The sequence below is a fragment of the Devosia sp. CAU 1758 genome (assembly GCF_054482695.1).
Genome location: NZ_JBTLRJ010000001.1, coordinates 737572 through 760018, shown reverse-complemented (window position 1 = coordinate 760018; position 22447 = coordinate 737572). Strand labels below are relative to the sequence as shown.

The following is a 22447-nucleotide window of genomic DNA, read 5'->3' as shown; positions in this document are numbered from 1 at the left end:
GCTTCGGCTTGTCGGGCGTCGCCGTGCTCCAGCGCTTGATTGCCCTGCAGTCCGACCTGCCCTCGCGGCCTGCAGCGTCGGCCGCCTAGGTGCGGAAGTCGCCGCGCCCGACCGTCTGGAAGTCCGTCCACAGCGTGCCGCCGAGGAACCTAGTGCCGTCCAGAACGACGCTGCGTCGAGGAAAAGATGAATGCCTAGCTTGTCGGCAAGCTCTCGGCCCGCGTCGAGTTGCTCCGTCATTGTGTAGCTGCCCTGGTCCGCGACATAGAAGTCATGGTTGCGCCGGCGAAGCGATTGCCGATCCAGGCCAGCGACTTCGTGAGCGGGACAACGATGTCCCCCGCCAAGACGACGACATCGAACCCTTCCTCCGGCGTGTGATCGGCGGATCGGACGCCGTGTGCGAGTCGTCCTGGACGCCGGGCTCGCGCGCCGACCGAGTGGCTACCCAGCGTCTCGCGACGGATGGGGTCCTTGAAGAGGTCGGCTCGCTGGCCCAGCGGCTTGATGAAGTGGCGCATCTCTGGCTCGTCCATGAAGTAGATGCCGCGTCGGCATCCATCGGCGACGATGAATCCGCACGGGTAGGCGCCGTTGGTGACGAACTTGATGTCCTTCGCCGTCTTCATCGGCGGGATTTCTTCCATGAAGCGGCGCATTGAGGACAGGATGCCGTCTACGCCGAAGTCCGAGACCGTCTTGCTATCGCTCATGCCTGTTCTCGCGCCGGCGCAGGCCATAGCGAGACCGAGGACGGGGATGACCGACATCCCGAGCGACGGGCCGGCCAAGACCAGGACGACCATTCCGACAGCGAAAATGCAGCCGCCCCAGACCTGGGCCTTGGCGCCCTGTTCACGGTTGCGGGCGGCCTGTCGACGACCCAGCTCTGGTTCAGCCGACCCGGCGCTGGCTTGGCGATCCGCGCCGGTCGTGGCGGCCAAGCCCAGGTTCGTCGACGACCCGGCGCGAACGGTGGATGACCTCATTCGTGGCCTTCTGCTGGCTGATTGCGATGTGGATGCAGATGAGTGGCCGTTATTGCCCGATGCGCGTTGCGCCCCCGTTACTCCCTCTTTCGCCATCACATGTTGCAAGCTGCCGTCACGCACCACTTGTATTGGGTGGCTTCAGCCCGCCCGTTTCTAGTTGCGGGTCCGACAAAGCGGCCACTCATACAAAACGGAGCCTTGACAGCAATGCGCCCCGTTCGGGCCGCTCAACTGGCTTTGCCGGCTGCCCGATAGCGGACGTCGAGTCTCAGGTCAGATGGTAACGTCGTACCGTCGGTGATCAATTGGGCCCACCGTCATGTCCTGTGCGAAGGAGGTATCGAGGCAGCGGGTTGGCTCGGCGATCGCTCCACGCACATTGCCACGCCCATGCCGCCGCCGATGCAGAGTGTGGCGAGCCCCTTGCTCCGACCGGTCAGCGCCAGTTCGTAGAGCAACGTGACAAGGATGCGGGCGCCGGAGGCGCCGATGGGGTGGCCGATGGCAATGGCGCCGCCGTTGACGTTGACGATATCGGGGTCCCAGCCCATTGCCGCGTTGACCGCGCAGGCCTGGGCCGCAAAGGCTTCGTTGGCCTCTACCCGGTCGAGGTCGCCAATGGTCCAGCCAGCCTTTTCAAGGGCCTTTTGCGAAGCGGGGATCGGCCCGGTGCCCATGATGGCCGGATCGACGCCAGCGGTGGCCCAACCGGCAATGCGCGCGAGCGGGACGAGTCCCCGCCGCGTCGCCTGGTCGGCCCGCATCAGCACCAAAGCGGCAGCGCCATCATTGAGACCGGAAGCATTGCCGGCGGTGACCGAGCCGTCCCTGTCGAAGGCCGGGCGCAACTTCGCCAGGGCCTCGGCGCTGGTATCGGGCCGCAGGTGGTCGTCGGTATCGACGGTCAGCGAGCCCTTGCGGGTCTCGACGCTGACCGGGGCGATCTCAGCCGTGAAGTGCCCCGCAGCCCATGCGGCGGCAGCCTTCTGCTGGCTCGCCAGCGCGAAGGCATCCTGCAGGTCGCGCGAAATGCCGAACTGGCGTGCGACGTTCTCGGCAGTGATGCCCATGTGGTAGCCGCCAAAGGCATCCTGCAGGCCGTCAATGACCATGGTGTCGACCAGGCCCACCGGACCCATCCTGGTGCCCGACCGCAAATGCTGGCAATGGGGTGACAGCGACATCGATTCCTGCCCACCTGCGACAACAATATCAGCGTCGCCGCACAGGATCTGCTGCATGCCCATGGCTACGGCCCGCAGGCCGGAGCCGCAAACCTGGTTGATGCCGAGTGCCGTCGTTGACTTGGAGATACCGGCCTTGACGGCCGCCTGCCTGGCCGGGTTCTGGCCGGCGCCAGCAGTCAGAACCTGGCCGAGAATGACTTCATTGACCTCGTCCGGCGATACGCCCGCCCGCTGCAGGGCAGCGGCGATGGCAATAGCACCCAGCTCATGGGCTGGGACCGTGCTCAGCGGCCCGAGAAAACTGCCGACCGGGGTGCGGGCGGCGCCGACAATGACAATGTCGCTCATGCCGCTTGCTCCTCTAGGGCCACGCTGAAGCGGGCTTCCGTCTTGGCCTTGATCTCTTCGACACTGACCCCTTCGGCCAGTTCGATTAGTCGCATGTCGACGTCACCCCGGCGGGCAATGGAAAAGACACCGAGATCGGTGATGACCAGGTCCGCGACGCGCTTGCCGGTCAGGGGCAATGTGCATGCGGTCAATAGCTTGGCCTGACCCTTGGCCTCATGCTCCATGACCACGACGACGCGCTTGACGCCTGCCACCAGATCCATGGCGCCGCCCATGCCTTTGACCATCTTGCCCGGGATCATCCAGTTGGCGAGGTCGCCGTTCTCGGCCACCTGCATGGCGCCCAGGATCGATAGATCGATATGGCCGCCCCGGATCATTCCAAAGCTGTCGGCGCTGGAAAAGAAGCTGGTCTCGGGAAGGGCGGTAATGGTCTGCTTGCCGGCATTGATAAGGTCGGCATCTTCTTCGCCTACAAAGGGAAATGGCCCCATGCCCAGCATGCCGTTTTCGCTCTGCAGACGTACGTCCATGCCATCGGGAATGTAGTTGGCCACCAGCGTCGGAATACCGATGCCGAGGTTGACGTAAAAGCCGTCTTCGAGTTCACGAGCAGCGCGTGCTGCCATCTGATCGCGGGTCCAGGCCATCAGACTGTCTCCTCCTGGCGCTGGCGCACGGTACGCTGCTCAATATGTTTGGTGGGGTTGGGGACATGGATCATGCGATCAACAAAGATGCCCGGCGTATGGATGTGATCGGGGTCGAACCTGCCGGTCTCGACCAGTTCCTCGACCTCGGCAATTGTGACCTTACCGGCTGTTGCCATAATCGGATTGAAGTTCCGCGCCGTCATTCGATAGACCAGATTGCCTTCGCGGTCGCCCCTCCAGGCGTGAACGATGGAGACATCGGCGACCAGACCAGTTTCCATGACATAGTCATCCTCGCCGAAGCGGCGGACTTCCTTGCCCTCGGCAATCAAGGTGCCGACGCCGGTCCTGGTGAAAAAGGCAGGAATACCGGCGCCACCGGCGCGTATGCGCTCGGCCAGCGTACCCTGCGGGTTGAATTCGAGCTCAAGTTCGCCTGACAGATACTGCTCGGCAAAAAGTTTGTTTTCACCCACATAGGACGAGATCATCTTCTTGATCTGGCGCGTGGCGAGCAGGCGCCCGAGGCCAATGCCGTCGACCCCGGCATTGTTGGAAATAACCGTCAGTCCCTTGGCGCCCGAGGCTTCAATACCCTCGATCAGCGCTTCGGGAATGCCGCAGAGACCGAAACCTCCCGACATGATGGTCATGCCGTCGGCTAGCACATCTGCCAGCGCCTCGGCAGCGTTTGAACGAACCTTGCGCATGCGCGGTCCTCCTATAGGGGTTTCTTTGTCCAGCGTGAGAGGACGCCAATGATCCCTTCGCGGAACAGCATGACGCTGACCACGAAGATGGTGCCCTGCAGAACAGTCACCCAGGCGCCGAAGCTGGCGAAGTAGTTCTGCATGGTGACGATCACCGCTGCGCCAACCAGCGGCCCGAAGATCGTGCCCATGCCGCCCAAGAGGGTCATCAGCACCACTTCACCAGACATCGACCAGTAGACGTCGGTAAGCGAGGCGAGCTGGAACACCAGCGCCTTTGTCGAACCGGCCATCCCCGCCAGCGTGGCCGACATGACGAAGACGGCCAGTTTGTAGCGGTTGACCTTGTAACCCAGCGAAATCGAGCGTGGCTCATTGTCGCGAATGGCCTTGAGCACCTGGCCGAAGGGCGAATGGATGATGCGGTAGATGGCGAGCAGTCCGCCGAAGACAATGGCCAGCACGACGAAATAGAGTGTCATGTCATTGTTGAGCGAGATCATGCCGAAGAGATTGCCGCGCGGCACCGCCTGGATGCCGTCTTCGCCGCCGGTAAAGGGCGCCTGAAGGGCAAAGAAGAACACCATCTGCGCAAAGGCCAGGGTGACCATGGCGAAATAGATGCCCTGACGGCGAATGGCGAGGGCACCAATGACAAGGCCGAGGAAGGCGGCGGCGGCCATGCCAAGCAGGATCGCCACTTCGGGCGTAAAGCCCCAGACCTTGGCGGCATGGGCGGTGACATAGCTGGCCGAGCCGAAAAATGCAGCATGGCCGAACGAGAGCAGCCCGCCGAAGCCGAGCAGCAGGTTTAGCGCCGAGGCAAAAAGCGCAAAGCACAGGATCTTCATGACGAAGACCGGATAGAGCACGAAGGGCGCTATCAGCAGCAATACCAATAGGCTAGCGAAGATGATGATGTGATGACGCGGCGTGCCGATGGGCATGGCGGCGGTAGTGTATTCAGTGGTCACGCTCATACTACGCGGTCCTTCCGAAGAGGCCTGCCGGCTTGACCAGCAGCACGATGGCCATGATGACGAAAATCGCGACCGACGACGCCTCGGGATAGAAAACCTTGGTCAGTCCCTCGACGATGCCGAGGCCGAAGCCGGTGAGGATGGCTCCCAGGATCGAACCCATGCCGCCGATCACCACCACGGCGAAAACGACGATGATCAGGTCAGCGCCCATGTTCGGGTTGACCGAATAAATTGGCGCCGCGAGGACGCCGGCAAAAGCGGCTAAAGCGACGCCAAATCCGTAGGTTAGCGTGATCATGCGGGGGACGTTGATGCCGAAGGCGCCGACGAGCGTGGGGTTTTCGGTGGCGGCGCGGAGATAGGCGCCCAGGCGGGTGCGCTCGATGGCGAACCAGGTGCCGAAGCAGACGAGGAGCGAGGCCACAACCACCCAGGCGCGGTAATTGGGCAGGAACATGAAGCCCAGATTCTGCCCGCCACTCAGTTCCGCGGGAATGGCATAGGGGAGCCCTGATACGCCAAACCCATTGCGGAACAGGCCCTGGATGATGAGGGCAAGGCCGAAGGTCAGCAGCAGGCCGTACAAATGGTCAAGGTGATAAAGTCTTGAAATCATTACTCGTTCTATGACGACACCAGTCGCGCCAACGACCAGCGGCACGATGAATAGAGCGCCCCAGTAGGGGATGCCGAGATAGGTCAGTGCCATCCAGGCGACGAAGGCTCCCATCATATACTGGGCGCCATGGCTGAAATTGATGATGTTGAGCAGCCCGAAAATGACCGCCAGACCCAGGCTGAGCAGGGCATAGAAGGAGCCGTTGATCAGTCCCAGCAGCAGCTGGCCGAACAGGGCCTGTGGGGGAATTCCCAGGAGCTCGAACATGTTTTGTCTTTCGCCAACCAGTGCGGGAGGTGCCCCGGCCAGGGGCCGGGACACCGTTCATGAACGGATTATGAATTACTCGACGAGGGCGCAGCCGCCGTCTTCGAGCGGGCGGAAAGCGATCTCCGACGGGATAGTGGAGAGCAGCTTGTAATAGTCCCAGTCGCCGGTGGATTCGGCCGGCGACTTCACCTGGAACAGGTACATGTCGTGGATATGCCGACCATCGGCCCGCAACTCGCCTTCACCAAAGACGGTGTCCGAAGAGGCATTGGATTTCATCCAGCCCATGACGGCCTCGGTTTCCTTGCTGTCGGACGCTTCCACGCCCTTGAGATAGTGGGTGACGGCGGAATAGACGCCGGCATGCACCATGGTGGGCTTGGATCCACCCATTTCAGCCGAGAAGCGTTCCGACCAGGCGCGAGTGTCGTCGTTGAGATCCCAGTAGAAGGCTTCGGTCAGCACCAGGCCCTGAGCCGTTTCAAGACCGAGCGCATGAACGTCGGTGATGAAGATCAAAAGACCTGCAAGTGCCTGACCGGCCTGGGTAATGCCGAATTCGGCAGCCTGCTTGATCGAGTTGACGGTGTCGCCACCGGCATTGGCCAGACCGATCACGTCAGCGCCGGAGGCCTGGGCCTGCAGCAGGAAGGACGAGAAGTCGGTGCCGGGGAAGGGATGACGAACCGAGCCGACGACGGTGCCGCCCGAGGCTTCGACCACCTTAGAGGTGTTTTCTTCGAGCGAGTGACCAAAGGCATAGTCGGCGGTTAGGAAGTACCAGTTCTTGTAGCCGTTATCGACCATGGCCTTGCCTGTGCCATTGGCCAGCGCATAGGTGTCATAAGTCCAGTGCGCGGTGCCCGGAGCGCACTGTGCGCCGGTAAGGTCGGTCGAAGCGGCGCCCGAATTGAGGAAGATCTTGCCCTTTTCGCGGGTGATTTCATTGACGGCAAGTGCGGCCGAAGAGGTCGGAACGTCGACAATGGCGTCAACGCCTTCCTCGTCATACCACTGGCGGGCAATGGTGGAGGCAACGTCGGGCTTGTTCTGGTGATCAGCCGAGATCACTTCGACATTGATGCCTTTGGCAGCGGCTTCGAAATCTTCGATGGCCATGCGGGCTGCGACCACCGAGCCTTCACCCGAAAGGTCGGCATAAACGCCGGAGCGGTCGTTGAGCACGCCGAGCTTGACGTCGACGGCCATGGCCGAACCGGCCATCAGCATGGCGGCAAGACCCGCTAGAGTTGCTGTCTTGAAGTTCATTGGTTTCTCCTCCTTGTCGGCCCTCTCCTGGACCGGTTTCGTTACACGCCCAGATAGGCGTGCAGCTTTCCCAGATTGTTCTGGATTTCAGTGTTGGGGATCATGTCGATGACCCGGCCCTGCTCGACCACGTAGTGGCGGTCAGCGACAGAGGCGGCGAAATGGAAATTCTGTTCGACCAAGACGATGGTGAAGCCCTGTTGTTTCAGGCTCGCCAGGGTCCGGCCGATCTGCTGGACGATCACCGGGGCGAGGCCCTCGGTGGGTTCGTCGAGCAGCAGGAATTTGGAGCCGGTGCGCAGGATGCGGGCGATGGCCAACATCTGCTGCTCGCCACCCGAAAGCTTGGTGCCCTGGCTGGAGAGGTGTTCCCGCAGATTGGGGAACATGGTCAGCACATCGTCGCGGCTGAGCCCGCCGGGCTTGATCACCGGCGGCAGCATCAGGTTTTCGTCGACCGAGAGCGCCGAGAAAATGCCGCGCTCCTCGGGGCAGAAGGCAATGCCGGCCTTGGCGATGGCGCGGGCCGGCAGGCCGATGAGTTCCTGCCCCTCGAATTGCACCGAGCCGGTGCGCTTGCCAATGAGCCCCATGATGGCGCGCAGGGTCGTGGTCTTGCCTGCGCCGTTGCGACCGAGGAGGGTCACGACTTCGCCGGGCGCGACGTCGAAATTGACGCCATGCAGGATGTGGCTTTCGTCGTACCAGGCCTGGAGTTCACGGACGGCGAGGGCGCTCTTGGCGATGTCGAGATTGCGTGCGGCTTCAGCCATGACCGGCTCCGATATAGGCTTCGATGACGCGGGGGTCTTTGGAGACAGCTTCGTAAGGCCCTTCGGCCAGCACTTCGCCGCGGGCGAGCACGGTGATCTTGTCCGAAAGGTCGGCGACAACCGAAAGATTGTGCTCGACCATCAGGATGGTGCGTTTGGTGGCGATGCGACGGATCAGCGCCGAAATGCGGGAGACGTCTTCCTGCGCCATACCGGCCATCGGCTCGTCGAGCAGCAGCATTTCCGGTTCGAGCGCCAAGGTGGTGGCGATTTCGAGCGCGCGCTTGCGGCCATAGCTGAGTTCACCCGCTGTCTCACCGATGAACTCGGTCAGCCCGACTTCCTCGACGCGCTCGCGGGCTTCCTCGTCATAGGCATTGAGCACCTTCTGGTTGCGCCAGAAATCAAAGCTGTCGCCACGACGGCGCTGGAGGGCGATCCGGACGTTTTCGAGGACGCTCATGCGCGGGAAAACAGCCGAAATCTGGAAGGAGCGCACGACGCCCAGCCGGGCGATGGCCGCCGGGGCCAGGCCGGTGATGTCGCGGCCATTGAAGCTGATATTGCCCGCGCTGGGCTGCAAAAACTTGGTGAGTAGGTTGAAGCAGGTGGTCTTGCCGGCGCCATTGGGGCCAATCAACGCGTGGATCGTGCCGCGCTCGACGTCGAGATCGACGCCATTGACTGCGGTGAAGCCGGAAAAGCGCTTGGTCAGCTTGCGGGCCGAGAGGATGATATCGGGCGAACTCATTTGGCGGTCCAGCCTCCGTCGATGGAAATGGTCGAGCCGGTGATGGACCGGGCCCAGTCCGAGCAGAGATAGGCCGCCATTTCGGCGATCTCCTCAGGCTGCACGAACTGCTTGGTGGGTTGCGGCGCCAGGATTACCTGACGCACCACCTCCTCTTCGGAAAGGCCATGCACCCTCGCCTGGTCGGCCACTTGCCTGGCAACCAGTGGCGTCCAGACATAGCCCGGGCAGATGGCGTTGACGGTGACACCCTTTTCGGCTGCTTCCAGCGCTACGGTCTTGGTGAGGCCGACGACGGCATGTTTGGTCGCAACATAGGCCGACTTGAACGGCGAGGCGCGCAGGCCATGAGCCGATGCGATATTGATGATCCGGCCCCAGCCACGCTCGGCCATGCCCGGCAGGGTGGCGCGGATGGTGTGAAAGGCAGAGTCGAGGCTGACGGCCACGATGCCGTGCCAGTCTTCGTCGGCAAAATCCTCGATGGGCGCGACCTTTTGGATGCCGGCATTGTTGACGAGAACATCGACGCGACCGAAGTAGTTGATGACCTGACTGGACAGATCGCGACTGGCCGAGGCGTCAGCCAGATCGGCCTGAAAATAGGCGACGCTGCCGGTGCCAAGGGCCTCTAGTTCATCGACAAGACCCGTGACCGTCTCAGCGGGCTCAAAGCTGTTGAGCGCCACGTCATAGTTCATCTGTGCAAATTTATGCGCGATCGCGAGGCCAATGCCACTCGTCGATCCCGTCACCAGCGCAACGCGCTTTGACTCGACCACTTACTCTCCACCCTGTCATCGGCCTTTTGGCCTGATTGTTGGGGAAGTCATTGCACGAAGCGTGCCAGTCGAGGATTTGTGGGGGTTGGCGGTGGTCCGGGTGCCACTGGGTGAAGACGTTGTCCGGAAAATCAGACAGACTATGGCCGGTCTGTCCGGAAGATCGAACAGTCAGTCCAGGCTGTGGCGTTTCAGCTTCTCATACAACTGTGACCGGGAAACGCCCAAGCGACGTGCCGCGGCGCTCTTCGAGCCATCCTCGGCTGCCAGAGCTTCGATCAGTGCGACGCGCTCTGCAGCGGCCAATCGTTCCGACAAATCGCTGGCAATCGGCGGCGCCGGATCGGCACTGGCGCCGCGCGGCAGCGATTTGGTGATGAGGTCGATATCGATCAGTTCCGAGGGCGCCATGGCGGCGGCGCGTTCGAGCACATTGCGCAATTCGCGTACATTGCCGGGCCAACGGTAGCGGGTCAGCTGCGCAATGGCCTCGGTGGTGATGACCCAGCCATGCTGGTCACGGGGGCGGGGAATGGTTTCGAGCAGGGCCTCGGCGATCAGCCCGATATCGTCGAGCCGGTCGCGCAGGGGTGGCACGTGAATGGCCAGCACGGCGATGCGGTAATAGAGATCGGCGCGGAAACTCTTGTCCTCGATCTTTTGCTCGAGCGGCTGCGAGGTGGCGGCGATGATGCGGACATCAACCTTCTTGACTGTGTTGGAGCCGAGCGGTTCGAACTCGCCTTCCTGCAGGGCGCGCAGCAGCTTGGCCTGCAGGGCGGCGGGCATGTCGCCAATTTCGTCGAGAAATAGCGTGCCGCCATGGGCCAGCTCGAACTTGCCTTTTCGTGGTTTTCTATCGGCGCCGGTGAAGGCGCCGGGAGCGACGCCGAAGAATTCGGCTTCGAGCAAGGCTTCCGGGATGGCGGCGACATTGACGGCAACGAAGGGCCCATCGGCGCGGTCGGACTGCTGGTGAATGGCATGGGCCAGCAATTCCTTGCCGGTGCCGGTTTCGCCCAGAATGAGGGCGGCGCCGTCGCGTAGCGCGTAGCGGCGCACCATGGTCTTCAGATCGCGCACAGCGTCGGAGGCGCCGACAAAGTTCGACAGCGAATATTTAGCCTGGCGCTCGCGGGTGAGGGCGGCCTGGGCACGGCTGAGCTGGCGCTGCATGGTCTCGAACTTTTCGAGAATGGGCGCCAGATAGTCGATTTCCTCGTAGAACACGAAACCGACGGCGCCCTGAATGTCGCCCTCTTCGTTGCGCAGCGGCAGGCGGCAGACGACGAATTGCTTGTCGTCAAAGGCCATGATGTCGATCAGCATTGGCCGACCGGTTTCGACCACGCGGCGCAGCAGGGAATGGGGAATGACCTGTTCCACCGGCAGGCCGACGAATGCTGCATCGGGCGCGATGCCCAGCAGTTCGCAATAGCGATCATCGATCCAAGTGATCCGCGCACTGGCATCGACGGTGATGGCGCCCTTGAAACTCTCGCCCAGAGAATTGAAGGCGCCGAGAACCGTGGCGACGGATTTTGGAACACTGGGCTTTGGGGACATGAAGGTCCTGGTCATCGGGTCATTTCAGGCAGGGCGCGCACTAGCCCGGCATCGAACTCAGATGCGAAAGCAGCTCCGCCACATTGTGGGCATTGTACTTCTTGAGCAGCCGGGCGCGATAGCTCTCGACGGTTCGCGGCGAAATGTCGAGGGTGCGGGCAATTTCCTTGGAGGTTCGTCCTTCGCCCAGATGCATGACAATCTGGCGCTCGCGGCCCGAGAGGTTGAGCACATTGCGGGTTTCCGAAAGGTCGGCAAAGCTCCAGACGGCGCGGCGCAGCGGATCATCATCTCGGGTGAGCGAATGACCGCGCACCCGGCACCAGAAAAGGCTCCCATTCTTGCGTGCCATGATCCGCTCGTCTGAATAGCGATTGGTGCGCTTGAGCGGCTCTACCCCGACATCGCGGATGCGCTCGAACTCTTCAAGCGAGGGGTAAAGAATGGCGAAGGACCGCTCCAGCAGCTCGGCCACGCCATAGCCGAACATGTCGGCAAAGGCCGGATTGCAGCTCTTGATGACGCGGCTCTCGGTCACCACCAGCCCGATCGGCGCATTGTCGAAGGCGAGGACGCTGAGGTCAATTGGATCGGTCATATGGGGTGTTTCTACGGTATTGTCCGTCCGCTAAAGGCTTGGGGATAATAGCCACCAATTCGCTCCGCGCCAGTCAAAGCCGGAATCGGCATGCCGGAGTGAACAGGAGGAGGGACGTGTTGCGCGCATGATGCCGCACCACTTTTCCCTGCAAAGCGAATACGGATCGGCGAGGCGCCTCGGGCCCGTTGCCGCCGGTTGAGGGAGGACTCGAGATGAAATCCATATTGGCCGCACTGGCTCTATCGACGGCGCTGACGTGCACTGCCTTTGCGCAGGATGCCGCGCGCATCGCCCTGCTGCACGGCCTGTCGGGCTCGCCGCTGGAGGCCTATTCCAAGCAGACCCACACCGGCTTCGAGCTGGGCCTAGAATACGCCACGGGCGGCACCATGATGGTCAAGGGCAAGCCTATCGAGCTGATCATCAAGGATACCCAGTTCAAGCCCGACATTGCCCGGGCGCTGCTGGCCGAGGCCTATGGCGACGATGATGCGCTGATCGCGGTGGGTGATACGTCCTCGGGCGTGGCGCTGTCCATGCTGCCGGTGGCCGAGGAATATGAGCGCATCCTGCTAGTCGAGCCGGCAGTGGCGGACGGGCTGACGGGCCCCGATTCGAACCGCTATGTGTTCAAGACCTCGCGCAATTCGTCCATGGACATGCAGGCCCAGGCCCTGGCGCTGGCGCCCGACGAAAACCTTTATATTGCCACCCTGGCCCAGGACTATGCCTTTGGGCGCGATGGCGTTGCCGCTTTCAAGAGTGCGCTGGAAGGCTCCGGCGCGAACCTCGTGGCGGAAGAATATGTGCCGCAGCAGACCACCGATTTTACCGCCACCATCGAGCGCCTGTTCAACGCGCTCAAGGACCAGCCGGGCCGCAAGGTGATCATGATCTATGTCGCCGGCATCGACGCCATGACACCGCTGGCTTCGGCGGACCCATCGCGGTTCGAGATCGAGCTTTCGACGGGTGGCAATATCCTGCCGGCGTTGGCCGCCTACAAGCAGGTGCCCGGCATGGAAGGCGCGATCTACTATTATTACGAAGCGCCGGACAATGCCGTGAACGACTGGCTGGTGGAAGAGCATATGGCCCGTTTCGGCACCCCGCCGGACTTCTTCACCGCCGGCGGAATGGCCTCGGCCATGGCGATTGTCAAGGCGCTGGAGACGGCTCCCGATTGGGAAACCGAAACGCTGATCGAGACCATGGAAGGCATGACCTTCGATACGCCCAAGGGTGAGATGACCTTCCGGCCCGAGGACCATCAGGCGCTCCAGGACATGTATCACTTCAAGATCAAGGTGGAAGACGGCGTCGATTGGGCCATCCCCGAACTGGTCCGGGTGATCGCGGCCGACGAGATGGATATTCCCGTCGGCCGCAATAATCAGGAATAGTCGCTAGCGACTTTCAGACGCGTTCGGCGGGTGCCTCCTGCCTGCCGGACGCACCATTTTCCGGATATGCTGTGACGACAAAACCCTCCATTCGCACCGAAAACCTGACCATCCGCTTTGGTGGCCATGCTGCGGTGAACAATGTTAGCTGCGCCTTTCATCCGGGCGAGCTGACGGTGATCGTCGGGCCCAATGGGGCCGGCAAGACCACTTGGTTCAGCCTGGTCTCGGGTCAATTGCGGCCCAGCGAAGGGCGGGTTTTGCTGGGCGAGCGCGATATTACCGCGCTCTCTCCCTCGGATCGGGCGAGGGCCGGGATCGGCCGCGCCTTCCAGTTGACGACACTGTTTCCAAAATTGAGTGTTTTCGAGAATGTCCGCCTGGCGGTGCAGGCGCGGGCGGGACAGGGGCATCGGCTTTTCACCAAGACGGCTTCGCTCACGGGGCTCGCTGACAAGGCCATGTATTATCTCGAACAAACCAATCTCGCATCTGTCGCCGACCTGCCCGCAGCGGCGCTGCCGCATGGTGATCAGCGCAAGCTCGAAGTAGCGATGCTGCTGGCGATGGAGCCCGACATTTTCATGTTCGACGAGCCGACTGCGGGTATGTCGGTGGATGAGGCGCCGGTGATCCTCGACCTGATCGCGCGGATCAAAGAGGACAAGGCGCGGACCGTGCTGCTGGTGGAGCACAAGATGGACGTGGTGCGGGCGCTGGCTGACCGGATTGTCGTGCTGCACAACGGCGAGCTGGTGGCCGATGGCGAGGCGGGCGAAGTGATGGCGCTCGATCTGGTGCGGGAAATCTATCTCGGCGTCGGCGCCGATGAGGTGGCGTGATGCCCCCCATTTTGCGCCTGGAAGATGCTCATACCAATATCGCGCAATACCAGATCCTGCATGGGGTGAGCCTTGATGTGCCCGAGGGTGGGGTGCATGTGATCTTGGGGCGCAATGGCGCAGGCAAGACCACGACGCTGCGCACCATTATGGGGCTGTGCAAGGCGCGCCAGGGCGCGATCCAGTTCCGTGGGCAGGACATAACAGCACTCAAAACCCCCGATATTGCCCGGCTCGGCATTGCCTTCGTGCCCGAAAACATGGGCATTTTCGGCGGGCTGACGGTCGAGGAAAACATGCGACTGGCCACCAATGACGGCAGCTTCGACGCCGAGCGGCTGACGCGCATCCACGCGATTTTCCCGGCCATTGCCCAGTTCTGGCAAAAGCCGGCGCATGCGCTGTCGGGCGGGCAGAAGCAGATGCTCGCCGTCTCCCGCGCCATCATCGAAAAGCGCGACCTGATCCTGATCGACGAGCCGACCAAGGGGCTGGCCCCCGCCATCATCCGCAACATGATCGCCGCCTTCCGCGAGATTGCTGCGGAAACGACGATCCTCTTGGTCGAACAGAATTTCCACTTCGCCAAGGCCCTCGGCCAGACCGTCGCCGTCATCGATGACGGCCGCATCGTGCATCGGGGCACCATGGCCGAACTGGCCGGGGACGCCGAGTTGCAGAGCCGGTTCCTGAGCCTGTCGCTGGAAGCCCATTGAGGACGCCATGACCCTAAACACTGCTTCCCTCCCGGCCCGGCTGACGGCCAGTATCGACCGCTTCGGGGGCGTGCTCTGGCTGCCTGTGGTACTGGCCGTCATCGCGCTGATCCTCATCGGCCAGCCCTCGACCTGGGCGACCTTGACCATTGCCGGCCTTGCCATGGGCATGATGATCTTCCTCATGGCCTCGGGCCTGTCGCTGATCTTTGGGCTGATGGACGTGCTCAATTTCGGGCATTCGGCCTTTGTGACCGCTGGCGCCTTCATCGGTGCGACGGTGCTCGCCTGGTTGGGTTTCTGGGTCACCGGCGGCAATCCGGCGCTCAACCTCGCGGGCCTGTTGATGGCCATCGCCGCAGCGACCATATTCGGCGCGCTGGCTGGCTGGTTCTTCGAGCGGGTGGTGATCCGCCCGGTCTATCAGGATCACCTGCGGCAAATCCTCATCACCGTTGGCGCGCTGATCGTGGCCGAAGAACTGGTGCTGCTGATCTGGGGTGGCGCGCCCATTCCGGTGCCGCGCCCGGCCGTGCTCACCGGTTCGCTGGTCTTTGCCGGCGTCTCGGTCGAAATCTATCGCATCTTCGCCTTCCTCCTGGGTCTGCTCGTCTATGTGGCCATGTATCTGGTGCTCAACCGCACGCGGCTGGGCTTGCTCATCCGGGCCGGGGTGGAGAACCGCGAAATGGTCGAGGCGCTAGGCTTCCGCATCGACCGGCTGTTTATTCTGGTCTTCATGGCCGGCTCGGCGCTGGCGGCCATGGGCGGGGCCATGTGGGCCGGCTATCAGGGGCTGATCACCGCCGCGCTCGGCTCGGAAATGATGATCCTTGTGTTCATCGTCGTCATCATCGGCGGGCTGGGCTCGATCCAGGGCTCGCTGCTGGGCGCGATCCTTGTGGGACTGATGGCGAACTATGTCGCCTTCCTCGTCCCCAAAATGGCGCTGGCATCCAACATGCTGCTGATGATGGCCATTTTGCTGTGGCGGCCCTATGGGCTGCTGCCGGCTGTGAAGCGGTGAAGCGGAGATGGCTATGACTTATCAACACGCCGCAGCGGCAAAAGCACAGCGCCCCGGCCTGACCCGCAGCGATAACCTGGCCGGGCGCGTGCTGGTCTATGGCGCGGTCGCGATTATTGGGCTGGCGCTGGCCTTCGCGCCATTCATCTTCCCCGATGTGCGTAGTCAGGAAGTGGCCGCCCGCATTTGCGTCTTCATCGTGCTGGTCGCCAGCTACGATCTGCTGATCGGCTATACGGGCATCGTCTCCTTCGCCCACACCATGTTCTTCGGCCTCGGGGCCTATGGCACCGCCATCGCGCTCAAGACCACGGGCTCGGGATTCGAGGCCATCCTCCTTGGCGGTGGTGCCGGGATCGTTGCGGCGCTGGTGCTGGCGCTGCTGATCGGCCTGCTTTCGCTGCGGGTGAAGGCGATTTTCTTCGCCATGGTCACTCTCTCGGCGGCATCGGTGATGATGGTGCTGGCCAGCCAACTCTCGGATTTCACCGGCGGCGAGGACGGGATCACCTATTCCATTCCCAAACTGTTTTCCCCCGCGACCGAATTGCTGACCGACGCGGACGGCAAGGCTTTGAAGGTCTTCGGCGTGGCGCTCAACGGCAAGCTGGCGCTCTATTACTTCGTGTTTCTGAGCGCGCTGGCGCTGTTCTTCGCCATGACCCGTATCGTCGCCTCGCCGCTGGGCTCGGTGCTCAAGGCCATCCGCGAAAACGAGGGACGCGCCGAGGCCATCGGCTATCGCGTGGTGTTCTACCGCACGACCATTTTCTGCATCGCTGCCGTCATGGCGGCCTCCGCCGGTATTCTGCGGGCGGTGTGGCTCAAATATACCGGGCCCGAAGTGGTGCTCTCCTTCGACATCATGATCGACATCCTGCTCATGGTGGTAATCGGCGGCATGGGCACCATGCTCGGCGCGGTTATCGGCGTCGCCCTGATGACGCTGGCGCAATATTACCTGAAGGACCTCATGGCCCTGGGCGCTCAAGCCACCGCCGATTTGCCCGTGGTGCCTGACCTGCTCAATCCCGAGCGCTGGCTGCTGTGGCTGGGGCTGGGCTTTATCCTCTTGGTCTATTTCTTCCCCTCGGGCATTGCCGGGACCTTACTGGGCAGGGGAGGAACGAAATGACCGGGCCGCGCTCCAGCTTCCTCGACGCCGCTGGCTTTGAGATGCATGTCACCGCATGGGGTGATCCTGGCAGTCCGGCCCTCGTCATGTGGCATGGTTTGGCCCGCACCGGCCGCGACTTCGACGAGGCCGCCAGCGCGCTGTCGGAAGACTATTTCGTGCTCTGCCCCGACACACTCGGACGCGGGCTGTCTGCCTGGGCGCGGCGTGGGGCCGCCGACTACACTTTTGAAACCTATGGCAACATGGCCAGCGCCATGCTTGATCACTTCGGGGTCAACCAATTCGGCTGGGTGGGCACCTCCATGGGAGGTCTGCTCGGCATTACGCTGGCGGCAGGCGATCTGGGGCAACGCATGACCCATCTGGTCATCAATGATGTCGGCCCTGACATCCCGGTCGACAGCGCCCGGCGCATTGCGGACTATGTGGGAAATCCCCCGACCTTCGACACGGTCGCCGACTACGAGATCTGGCTGCGCAAGACCTATGCGCCCTTCGGCACGAACAGCGAGGCCTTCTGGCGGCGTATGACGGACACGTCGCTGCGCCGCAGTGACGCCGGCAAAGTCACGGTCCACTACGATCCCGCCATTGTCTCGCTGATGGGCGAGAATAAAGCCGATCTCGACGTCTGGGAGGCCTATGACGCGGTCTCGACGCCAACCCTGCTGATCCGGGGCGAGCATTCCGATGTGCTTCCGCCAACTGTTGCGAGCGCCATGCGAATGCGCGGACCATGCCCGCAACTGGTGACGATGCCCGACTGCGGGCATGCCCCAACGCTGGCCGACGATCGGCAGATCAGCGTGCTAAGGGAGTTCTTGGCGCGTTGATTTCGGACTATCGGATTTTTCAATACAAGCGTCTGCTGGTGCCACAGCTGATTTTGAAGCCGCCGGTCCGCAATCGGCCCCCTTCAAGCCGAAATCCGAATGTCTTTGTAGTGACAGTTTTCGGGCCGCGGGCAACTAAGCTGAACGACCGGACAGGGGAGCCAGCGGTCGGCAATCACTACGGGTTAATCAAAAGTTGACGCGTAGTGGCGTGAAATTTAGGTCGATGCACGAAAAGCGAAGCTAAGGCGTGTTAACCTCCAAACTGGCCCCAATTGGGTCCTGATACGGGTAGTTGAATGAGCAGCCCCTCCTGCTGCTTGTTCATCTGGAGGATCTGTTCGTCGAGCTGAGCGATACGTCCGGCGTGACTGGCGGGAAGGAGGAATAGATGCCCCGCCGGAACACGTTCGACTACAACCGCGCCGCCGAGACCATCATCCTCGCGTGCTAGGAGCCCCTCTACTATCTGTACGATCTCGGCGACTGTGGCGACGTGTACCGCAACCGCGATCTGGTCACCCTGTTCGAGGGCGTGGAGACGATCGGCATCAACCGCGTCACACCCCGCTTCGTCGAGTTCAAATGCGACCGCTACAGCGAGGCCTTCGAGGCGCGCCGCGCCGGCGAGGTCCTACGCTGGGCAATGGATCGCGGCATCGTCGAACGGATCGTCGAAGTAGGCCAGCCGGCATGGCGCATCCTAAACCGCGAGATGCACTACCTCGCAATCGGTCCCGCCAAGCGGCAGCAGGCGATCCGTGTCCGAGGCCGTCGAGGCAAACCGGCTGGCGAACCGCGAGTACAAGCTGAGGTGCGCATCCATGAAGTGCGCCCATGGACCAAATACCGCAGTACGCCCCCGATCCTGTCCTGCCGGACGACCTCGATCGCTTTCGAGTGATCGGCCCCGGAACGACATTCGCAGATGCTCAGCTGTTTTTGATCGCAGCCGTTGCGGAGGACAAAGACGACGGACAAGTTCTTGGCTGCGTCGATGCAATTGCTAGGGAACTGCTGTTCGATGAGTCAAGTGCGGTCAAGCAGCGAGGAAATCGACGCCCGCAATGCTGCCTGATGACGACGATGAAGCCATGGGAGACATCGATTTCTAGAGGTTATCCTGTCCCCGAAACTGTCCCCGCCGGTGTCGCTGCCGGCAGGGATCGTTCGGAAATCGTAGGATTTCCGTAGTGTTCGGTGGTGGGCCCACCAGGACTCGAACCTGGAACCAGACCGTTATGAGCGGTCGGCTCTAACCATTGAGCTATAGGCCCCCGCCCGCGTCATATCAGGGTCGCTGCTGCTGTCAAATGTTCAATGCACGGCCGGCGTCCACATCCCTCTGACGACGCGCCGCCCCTTCCCTGTCTGCGTCGAAAAAGGCTACTCTGTGCGGCAGGCGCCCAGACTTCGGATAACGAACATGCGCGACGGTGACATTATTCATGGCCTGCTTCGTGGCCTCTCGGTCATCGAGTGTTTCGATGAGGAACATGCGCGCATGTCGATCACCGATGTGGCTTTGCGCACCGGGCTCGAACGGGCCACTGCCCGACGGTGCCTGCTCACCCTGGTCCATCGGGGTTATGCCACATATGACGGGAAATTCTTCCAGCTTACCCCGCGCGTGCTCAATCTGGGCCATTCCTATCTGGCCGCGACACCGCTGCCCCGGCTGATCCAGCCGTTTCTCGAAGAATTGTCCCACGCTACCAGCGAAAGCACTTCTGCTGCCGTGCTGGAAGGCACCGACATTCTTTATGTCGCCCGCGCCTCGACCCGTCGGGTCATGTCGATCAATCTGGGCGCCGGCGCGCGCCTGCCCGCCTATTGCACCTCCATGGGCCGCACCCTGCTCGCTGCCCTGCCCCGGGACGAGGCCCAGGCGATCCTCGATCGCTCCGACATCGTGGCTTATACCGAGCGCACCAAGGCCGACATGGCCACCATCACCACCGAGCTGGCCGTCATTGCCGCACAGGGATTTGCCGTCATCGATCAGGAACTGGAACTGGGCCTCTGTTCCATCGCAGTGCCACTATACAACGCCGCCGGCCAGGTCGTGGCCGCCATCAATATCGGCGCCCAGAGCGCCCGAGCGCCCACCTCGCGCATGATCGCTCATTTCCTGCCCCTCATGCGTAAGGTCCAGGCCGAAGTTCGCCCGCTCTTGCGCTGATCGGCATCGGTCATCCCGGCTGCGCTTGTGTCCCCAAACTGTCGCATGGCTGCACTAATGTGCCCTCAACCGAGTCCCGGACGGGGCCGTCGAATTCCTTGAGAAACCGTCACACAGACACTCACGACAGACGCACGGATTCCGCGATGCTGTCGGAATACGCCTTTATTTACAATGGCGTACCATGTCATAAACCAGTCATGCAACTGCAATAAAACTGTCGCCGGGCGCTCCTATGGTCTGCCGCGTCAGAGGGCAGCCCAACGACTGGCTGGCCAAGCTTGCAAATGAATTCCGGAAGGGACATTCCATGAAGACCGCACTTTACGCCAGTGCCGCTGTACTCGCTCTCGCAGCGCTCGGCGCCAATGCCGCCTACGCCCAGTCGCGCGACCAGATTCGTATCGTAGGTTCGTCCACCGTGTTCCCCTACACCCAGGCCGTGTCCGAGCAGTTTGCTGCCATGACCGGTGGTGCTGCCCCCGTCGTGGAGTCCACCGGCACCGGCGGCGGTATGCAGATTTTCTGCGGCGGCGTTGGCCCGGACCATCCCGATATCACTGGTGCTTCGCGCGCCATGACCCAGTCTGAATATGAAACCTGTCAGGCCAACGGTGTCGACTCGATCACCGAAGTGCTGATTGGTTACGACGGTCTCTCGGTTGCTCATTCCAACCAGGGCCCCGAGCTTGCCCTCACCAAGGCCCAGATCTTCCAGGCCCTGGCCGCTCAGGTCGAAGTTGACGGGGAGATCGTCGACAACCCCTACATGAACTGGTCGGACATCGACGCTTCGCTGCCCGACACCGCCATCACCGTGTTTGGTCCCCCGCCGACCTCCGGCACGCGCGACGCGTTCGTCGAGCTGGTCATGCATGAAGGCTGCGAAGCCTTCCCCGCGATCGATGCTCTCGAAGGCGATGCCAAGGATGAGGTCTGCGAGCGCATGCGTCAGGACGGTCCTTTCATCGAAGCCGGTGAAAACGACAACCTGATCGTGCAGCGTCTGAACGCCGATCCGAACGCCCTGGGCATCTTCGGCTATTCGTTCCTCTATGAAAACAGCGACACCCTTAAGGCTGTTGCCGTTGATGGCGTGCTGCCCGCCCCCGAGACCATCGCCGATGGTTCCTATGGCGTGTCGCGTCCGCTGTTCTTCTACATCAAGAACGCCCACAAGGGCGTGATCCCCGGTCTCGACGAATTCGTCACCGAATACGTCTCCGAGGAATCCTTCGGTGAAGGTGGCTACCTCTCCGAGCGCGGCCTGATCCCGCTCCCGGCTGCTGACCGCGACGCGACCCGCGAAGCCGTCTCTTCGGGTGCGCACTTCTCCCGCTACCAGTAGGCCCAATGGAAGCCGGGGTTCGCCCCGGCTTCCTTTCTCTCGTTTCAAGCTGGAGGCCCAGTCGTGGTCGGATACCTGTTCCTGGCAATTCTGGTCTTCTCGCTCGCAGCCTTTTTTGTCGGCCGCTCCGCCGGCCTGCGGTTCGTGGCGTCCAACGGCGCAGCGACCCACTCGCTTCCCGGCTATCACGGCGCCTTCGTCGCCGTCTGGGTGGGCGTTCCCGCTCTTGTGCTGCTGTTGCTCTGGCTCATGGCCCAGGGGTCGGTCATCGACAATCTGCTGCTCACCACCCTGCCGCAGGCATTGACCGAAACCGCGACGGCCGCCGAAAAGAGCCTGCTGCTCTCCGAAATCAAGAACGTCGCCGCTGACCGTCTTTTTGGCGAGCCGTCTCCGGAAGTCACCGCCGCCGCCGAAACACTGGCGCGCTGGCAACAGATCGCCTCTTGGCTGATGGCCGTGGTCGTCATCGCCGCCATGCTGTTGACGATGTTCTTTGCCTATTCCCGTCTCGCTCCACGCTTTCGTGCCCGCAACGGCGTCGAACGCTTCACAAGCGGCATCATGATCGCCTGCTCCATCGCAGCGATCCTGACCACGATCGGCATCATCGCCTCGCTGCTCTATGAGAGCTTCGAGTTCTTCAAGCTGGTGCCGCTCCACGAATTCCTCTTCGGACTGCGCTGGGAACCTCAGATCGCCATTCGCGAAGACCAGGTCGCCGGCAATGGCGCCTTCGGCGCAGTTCCAGTCTTTCTTGGCACCATCGTCATCGCCACCATCGCCATGGTCGTGGCCACGCCCATCGGCATCTTCACGGCGATCTACCTGACAGAATATGCGTCGGACCGGGTGCGCAACATCGTCAAGCCGATCATGGAAATCCTGGCCGGCGTGCCCACCGTGGTCTACGGATTCTTTGCTGTTCTGACCGTCGCCCCGGCAATCCGCAACGCGGGCAGTCTTCTCGGTATCGCCACCTCGCCCAACTCGGCCCTCGCCGCTGGCGCGGTCATGGGCATCATGATCATCCCCTTCATCTCCTCGCTGTCCGACGACGCCATCCGTGCCGTACCCCGTACTATGCGAGACGGCTCGCTGGCCATGGGCGCCACCCGCGCCGAGACCATGACCAAGGTGCTCTTGCCTGCGGCATTGCCGGGCATTATGGGCGGCTTGCTGCTGGCACTCTCCCGCGCCATTGGCGAGACCATGATCGTGGTCATGGCGGCCGGGCTCATCGCCACGCTCAACATCAATCCGCTCGACTCCGTCACCACCGTCACGGTGCAGATCGTGACCCTGCTGATCGGCGACACCGCTTTCGACAATCCCAAGACCCTGGCAGCTTTCGCGCTGGGTCTGATGCTCTTCCTGGTCACCCTGGCGCTCAATGTCATTGCCCTGACCATCGTCCGCAAATATCGCGAACAATACGATTGAGGCCCGCC

22 protein-coding genes and 1 tRNA gene are annotated in these 22447 nt (G+C 62.2%); 10 read left to right on the top strand and 13 right to left on the bottom strand.

The window, feature by feature from the left end; genetic code table 11:
• Window positions 1-236 precede the first annotated feature (236 nt).
• The 12 genes from ACXYMS_RS03825 to ACXYMS_RS03770 all read right to left on the bottom strand — a co-directional run bounded on the left by ACXYMS_RS03825 (window position 237) and on the right by ACXYMS_RS03770 (window position 11504).
• The gene (locus tag ACXYMS_RS03825) at window positions 237-944 is read right to left on the bottom strand and encodes a hypothetical protein (RefSeq protein WP_458903820.1); all 708 of its coding nucleotides are present in this window, start codon (window positions 942-944) and stop codon (window positions 237-239) included.
• A 365-nt stretch (window positions 945-1309) separates the two neighbouring features.
• Entirely contained in the window at window positions 1310-2527 is a 1218-nt protein-coding gene (locus ACXYMS_RS03820; RefSeq protein WP_458903819.1) for an acetyl-CoA C-acetyltransferase, read from the bottom strand.
• Window positions 2524-3180, bottom strand: a complete 657-nt coding sequence (locus ACXYMS_RS03815; RefSeq protein WP_458903817.1) for a 3-oxoacid CoA-transferase subunit B — start codon at window positions 3178-3180, stop codon at window positions 2524-2526. Before ACXYMS_RS03815 ends, ACXYMS_RS03820 begins: the two co-directional genes overlap by 4 nt.
• Window positions 3180-3893 carry a CoA transferase subunit A gene (locus tag ACXYMS_RS03810; protein ID WP_458903815.1) on the bottom strand — a complete coding sequence of 238 codons (714 nt, stop codon included), beginning with the start codon at window positions 3891-3893 and terminating at the stop codon, window positions 3180-3182. Before ACXYMS_RS03810 ends, ACXYMS_RS03815 begins: the two co-directional genes overlap by 1 nt.
• Window positions 3894-3904: 11 nt before the next feature.
• Window positions 3905-4873, bottom strand: a complete 969-nt coding sequence (locus ACXYMS_RS03805; RefSeq protein ID WP_458903813.1) for a branched-chain amino acid ABC transporter permease — start codon at window positions 4871-4873, stop codon at window positions 3905-3907.
• A gap of 1 nt (window position 4874) precedes the next feature.
• Window positions 4875-5762 carry a branched-chain amino acid ABC transporter permease gene (locus tag ACXYMS_RS03800; protein WP_458903811.1) on the bottom strand — a complete coding sequence of 296 codons (888 nt, stop codon included), beginning with the start codon at window positions 5760-5762 and terminating at the stop codon, window positions 4875-4877.
• Window positions 5763-5837: 75 nt separating this feature from the next.
• Window positions 5838-7034 carry an ABC transporter substrate-binding protein gene (locus ACXYMS_RS03795; RefSeq protein WP_458903809.1) on the bottom strand — a complete coding sequence of 399 codons (1197 nt, stop codon included), beginning with the start codon at window positions 7032-7034 and terminating at the stop codon, window positions 5838-5840.
• A gap of 41 nt (window positions 7035-7075) precedes the next feature.
• A complete protein-coding gene (locus ACXYMS_RS03790) occupies window positions 7076-7807 on the bottom strand; it encodes an ABC transporter ATP-binding protein (RefSeq protein WP_458903807.1) in 732 nt (243 codons plus the stop codon).
• Complete coding sequence (locus ACXYMS_RS03785) at window positions 7800-8558, bottom strand: ABC transporter ATP-binding protein (protein ID WP_458903805.1); 759 nt, start codon at window positions 8556-8558, stop codon at window positions 7800-7802. Before ACXYMS_RS03785 ends, ACXYMS_RS03790 begins: the two co-directional genes overlap by 8 nt.
• A complete protein-coding gene (locus tag ACXYMS_RS03780; protein ID WP_458903803.1) occupies window positions 8555-9340 on the bottom strand; it encodes a 3-hydroxybutyrate dehydrogenase in 786 nt (261 codons plus the stop codon). The genes ACXYMS_RS03785 and ACXYMS_RS03780 overlap by 4 nt, the downstream gene beginning before the upstream one ends.
• A gap of 171 nt (window positions 9341-9511) precedes the next feature.
• On the bottom strand, window positions 9512-10921 hold the full coding sequence (locus ACXYMS_RS03775) for a sigma-54 interaction domain-containing protein (RefSeq protein ID WP_458903801.1): 1410 nt from the start codon (window positions 10919-10921) through the stop codon (window positions 9512-9514).
• 25 nt (window positions 10922-10946) lie between these two features.
• Complete coding sequence (locus ACXYMS_RS03770; protein WP_458903800.1) at window positions 10947-11504, bottom strand: helix-turn-helix transcriptional regulator; 558 nt, start codon at window positions 11502-11504, stop codon at window positions 10947-10949.
• Window positions 11505-11719: 215 nt separating this feature from the next.
• On the opposite strand from ACXYMS_RS03770, the gene ACXYMS_RS03765 reads away from it, so the two are divergent.
• The 7 genes from ACXYMS_RS03765 (at window position 11720) to ACXYMS_RS03735 (ending at window position 18370) form a co-directional block, all read left to right on the top strand.
• Window positions 11720-12910, top strand: coding sequence for a substrate-binding domain-containing protein (locus ACXYMS_RS03765; RefSeq protein WP_458903798.1), 1191 nt, complete (start codon window positions 11720-11722; stop codon window positions 12908-12910).
• 71 nt (window positions 12911-12981) lie between these two features.
• Window positions 12982-13752, top strand: a complete 771-nt coding sequence (locus ACXYMS_RS03760; protein ID WP_458903796.1) for an ABC transporter ATP-binding protein — start codon at window positions 12982-12984, stop codon at window positions 13750-13752.
• Entirely contained in the window at window positions 13752-14468 is a 717-nt protein-coding gene (locus tag ACXYMS_RS03755) for an ABC transporter ATP-binding protein (protein WP_458903795.1), read from the top strand. Before ACXYMS_RS03760 ends, ACXYMS_RS03755 begins: the two co-directional genes overlap by 1 nt.
• 7 nt (window positions 14469-14475) lie before the next feature.
• Window positions 14476-15495: a branched-chain amino acid ABC transporter permease gene (locus ACXYMS_RS03750; RefSeq protein WP_458903793.1), complete on the top strand. Its 1020-nt coding sequence runs from the start codon at window positions 14476-14478 to the stop codon at window positions 15493-15495.
• Between the two features lie 13 nt (window positions 15496-15508).
• Entirely contained in the window at window positions 15509-16630 is a 1122-nt protein-coding gene (locus ACXYMS_RS03745) for a branched-chain amino acid ABC transporter permease (RefSeq protein ID WP_458903791.1), read from the top strand.
• Window positions 16627-17466, top strand: coding sequence for an alpha/beta fold hydrolase (locus tag ACXYMS_RS03740; RefSeq protein ID WP_458903789.1), 840 nt, complete (start codon window positions 16627-16629; stop codon window positions 17464-17466). The genes ACXYMS_RS03745 and ACXYMS_RS03740 overlap by 4 nt, the downstream gene beginning before the upstream one ends.
• 496 nt (window positions 17467-17962) lie before the next feature.
• Window positions 17963-18370 carry a hypothetical protein gene (locus ACXYMS_RS03735; RefSeq protein ID WP_458903787.1) on the top strand — a complete coding sequence of 136 codons (408 nt, stop codon included), beginning with the start codon at window positions 17963-17965 and terminating at the stop codon, window positions 18368-18370.
• Between the two features lie 297 nt (window positions 18371-18667).
• Here the strand turns inward: ACXYMS_RS03735 and ACXYMS_RS03730 are convergent.
• A tRNA-Ile gene (locus ACXYMS_RS03730) sits at window positions 18668-18743 on the bottom strand.
• A gap of 149 nt (window positions 18744-18892) precedes the next feature.
• Between ACXYMS_RS03730 and ACXYMS_RS03725 the strand changes: the two genes are divergently transcribed.
• The 3 genes from ACXYMS_RS03725 to pstC all read left to right on the top strand — a co-directional run bounded on the left by ACXYMS_RS03725 (window position 18893) and on the right by pstC (window position 22439).
• The gene (locus ACXYMS_RS03725) at window positions 18893-19648 is read left to right on the top strand and encodes an IclR family transcriptional regulator domain-containing protein (protein WP_458903786.1); all 756 of its coding nucleotides are present in this window, start codon (window positions 18893-18895) and stop codon (window positions 19646-19648) included.
• A gap of 310 nt (window positions 19649-19958) precedes the next feature.
• Window positions 19959-20996, top strand: coding sequence for a substrate-binding domain-containing protein (locus ACXYMS_RS03720; protein WP_458903784.1), 1038 nt, complete (start codon window positions 19959-19961; stop codon window positions 20994-20996).
• A 63-nt stretch (window positions 20997-21059) separates the two neighbouring features.
• Window positions 21060-22439 carry a phosphate ABC transporter permease subunit PstC gene (gene pstC / locus ACXYMS_RS03715; RefSeq protein ID WP_458903782.1) on the top strand — a complete coding sequence of 460 codons (1380 nt, stop codon included), beginning with the start codon at window positions 21060-21062 and terminating at the stop codon, window positions 22437-22439.
• The last annotated feature ends 8 nt before the right edge of the window (window positions 22440-22447 follow it).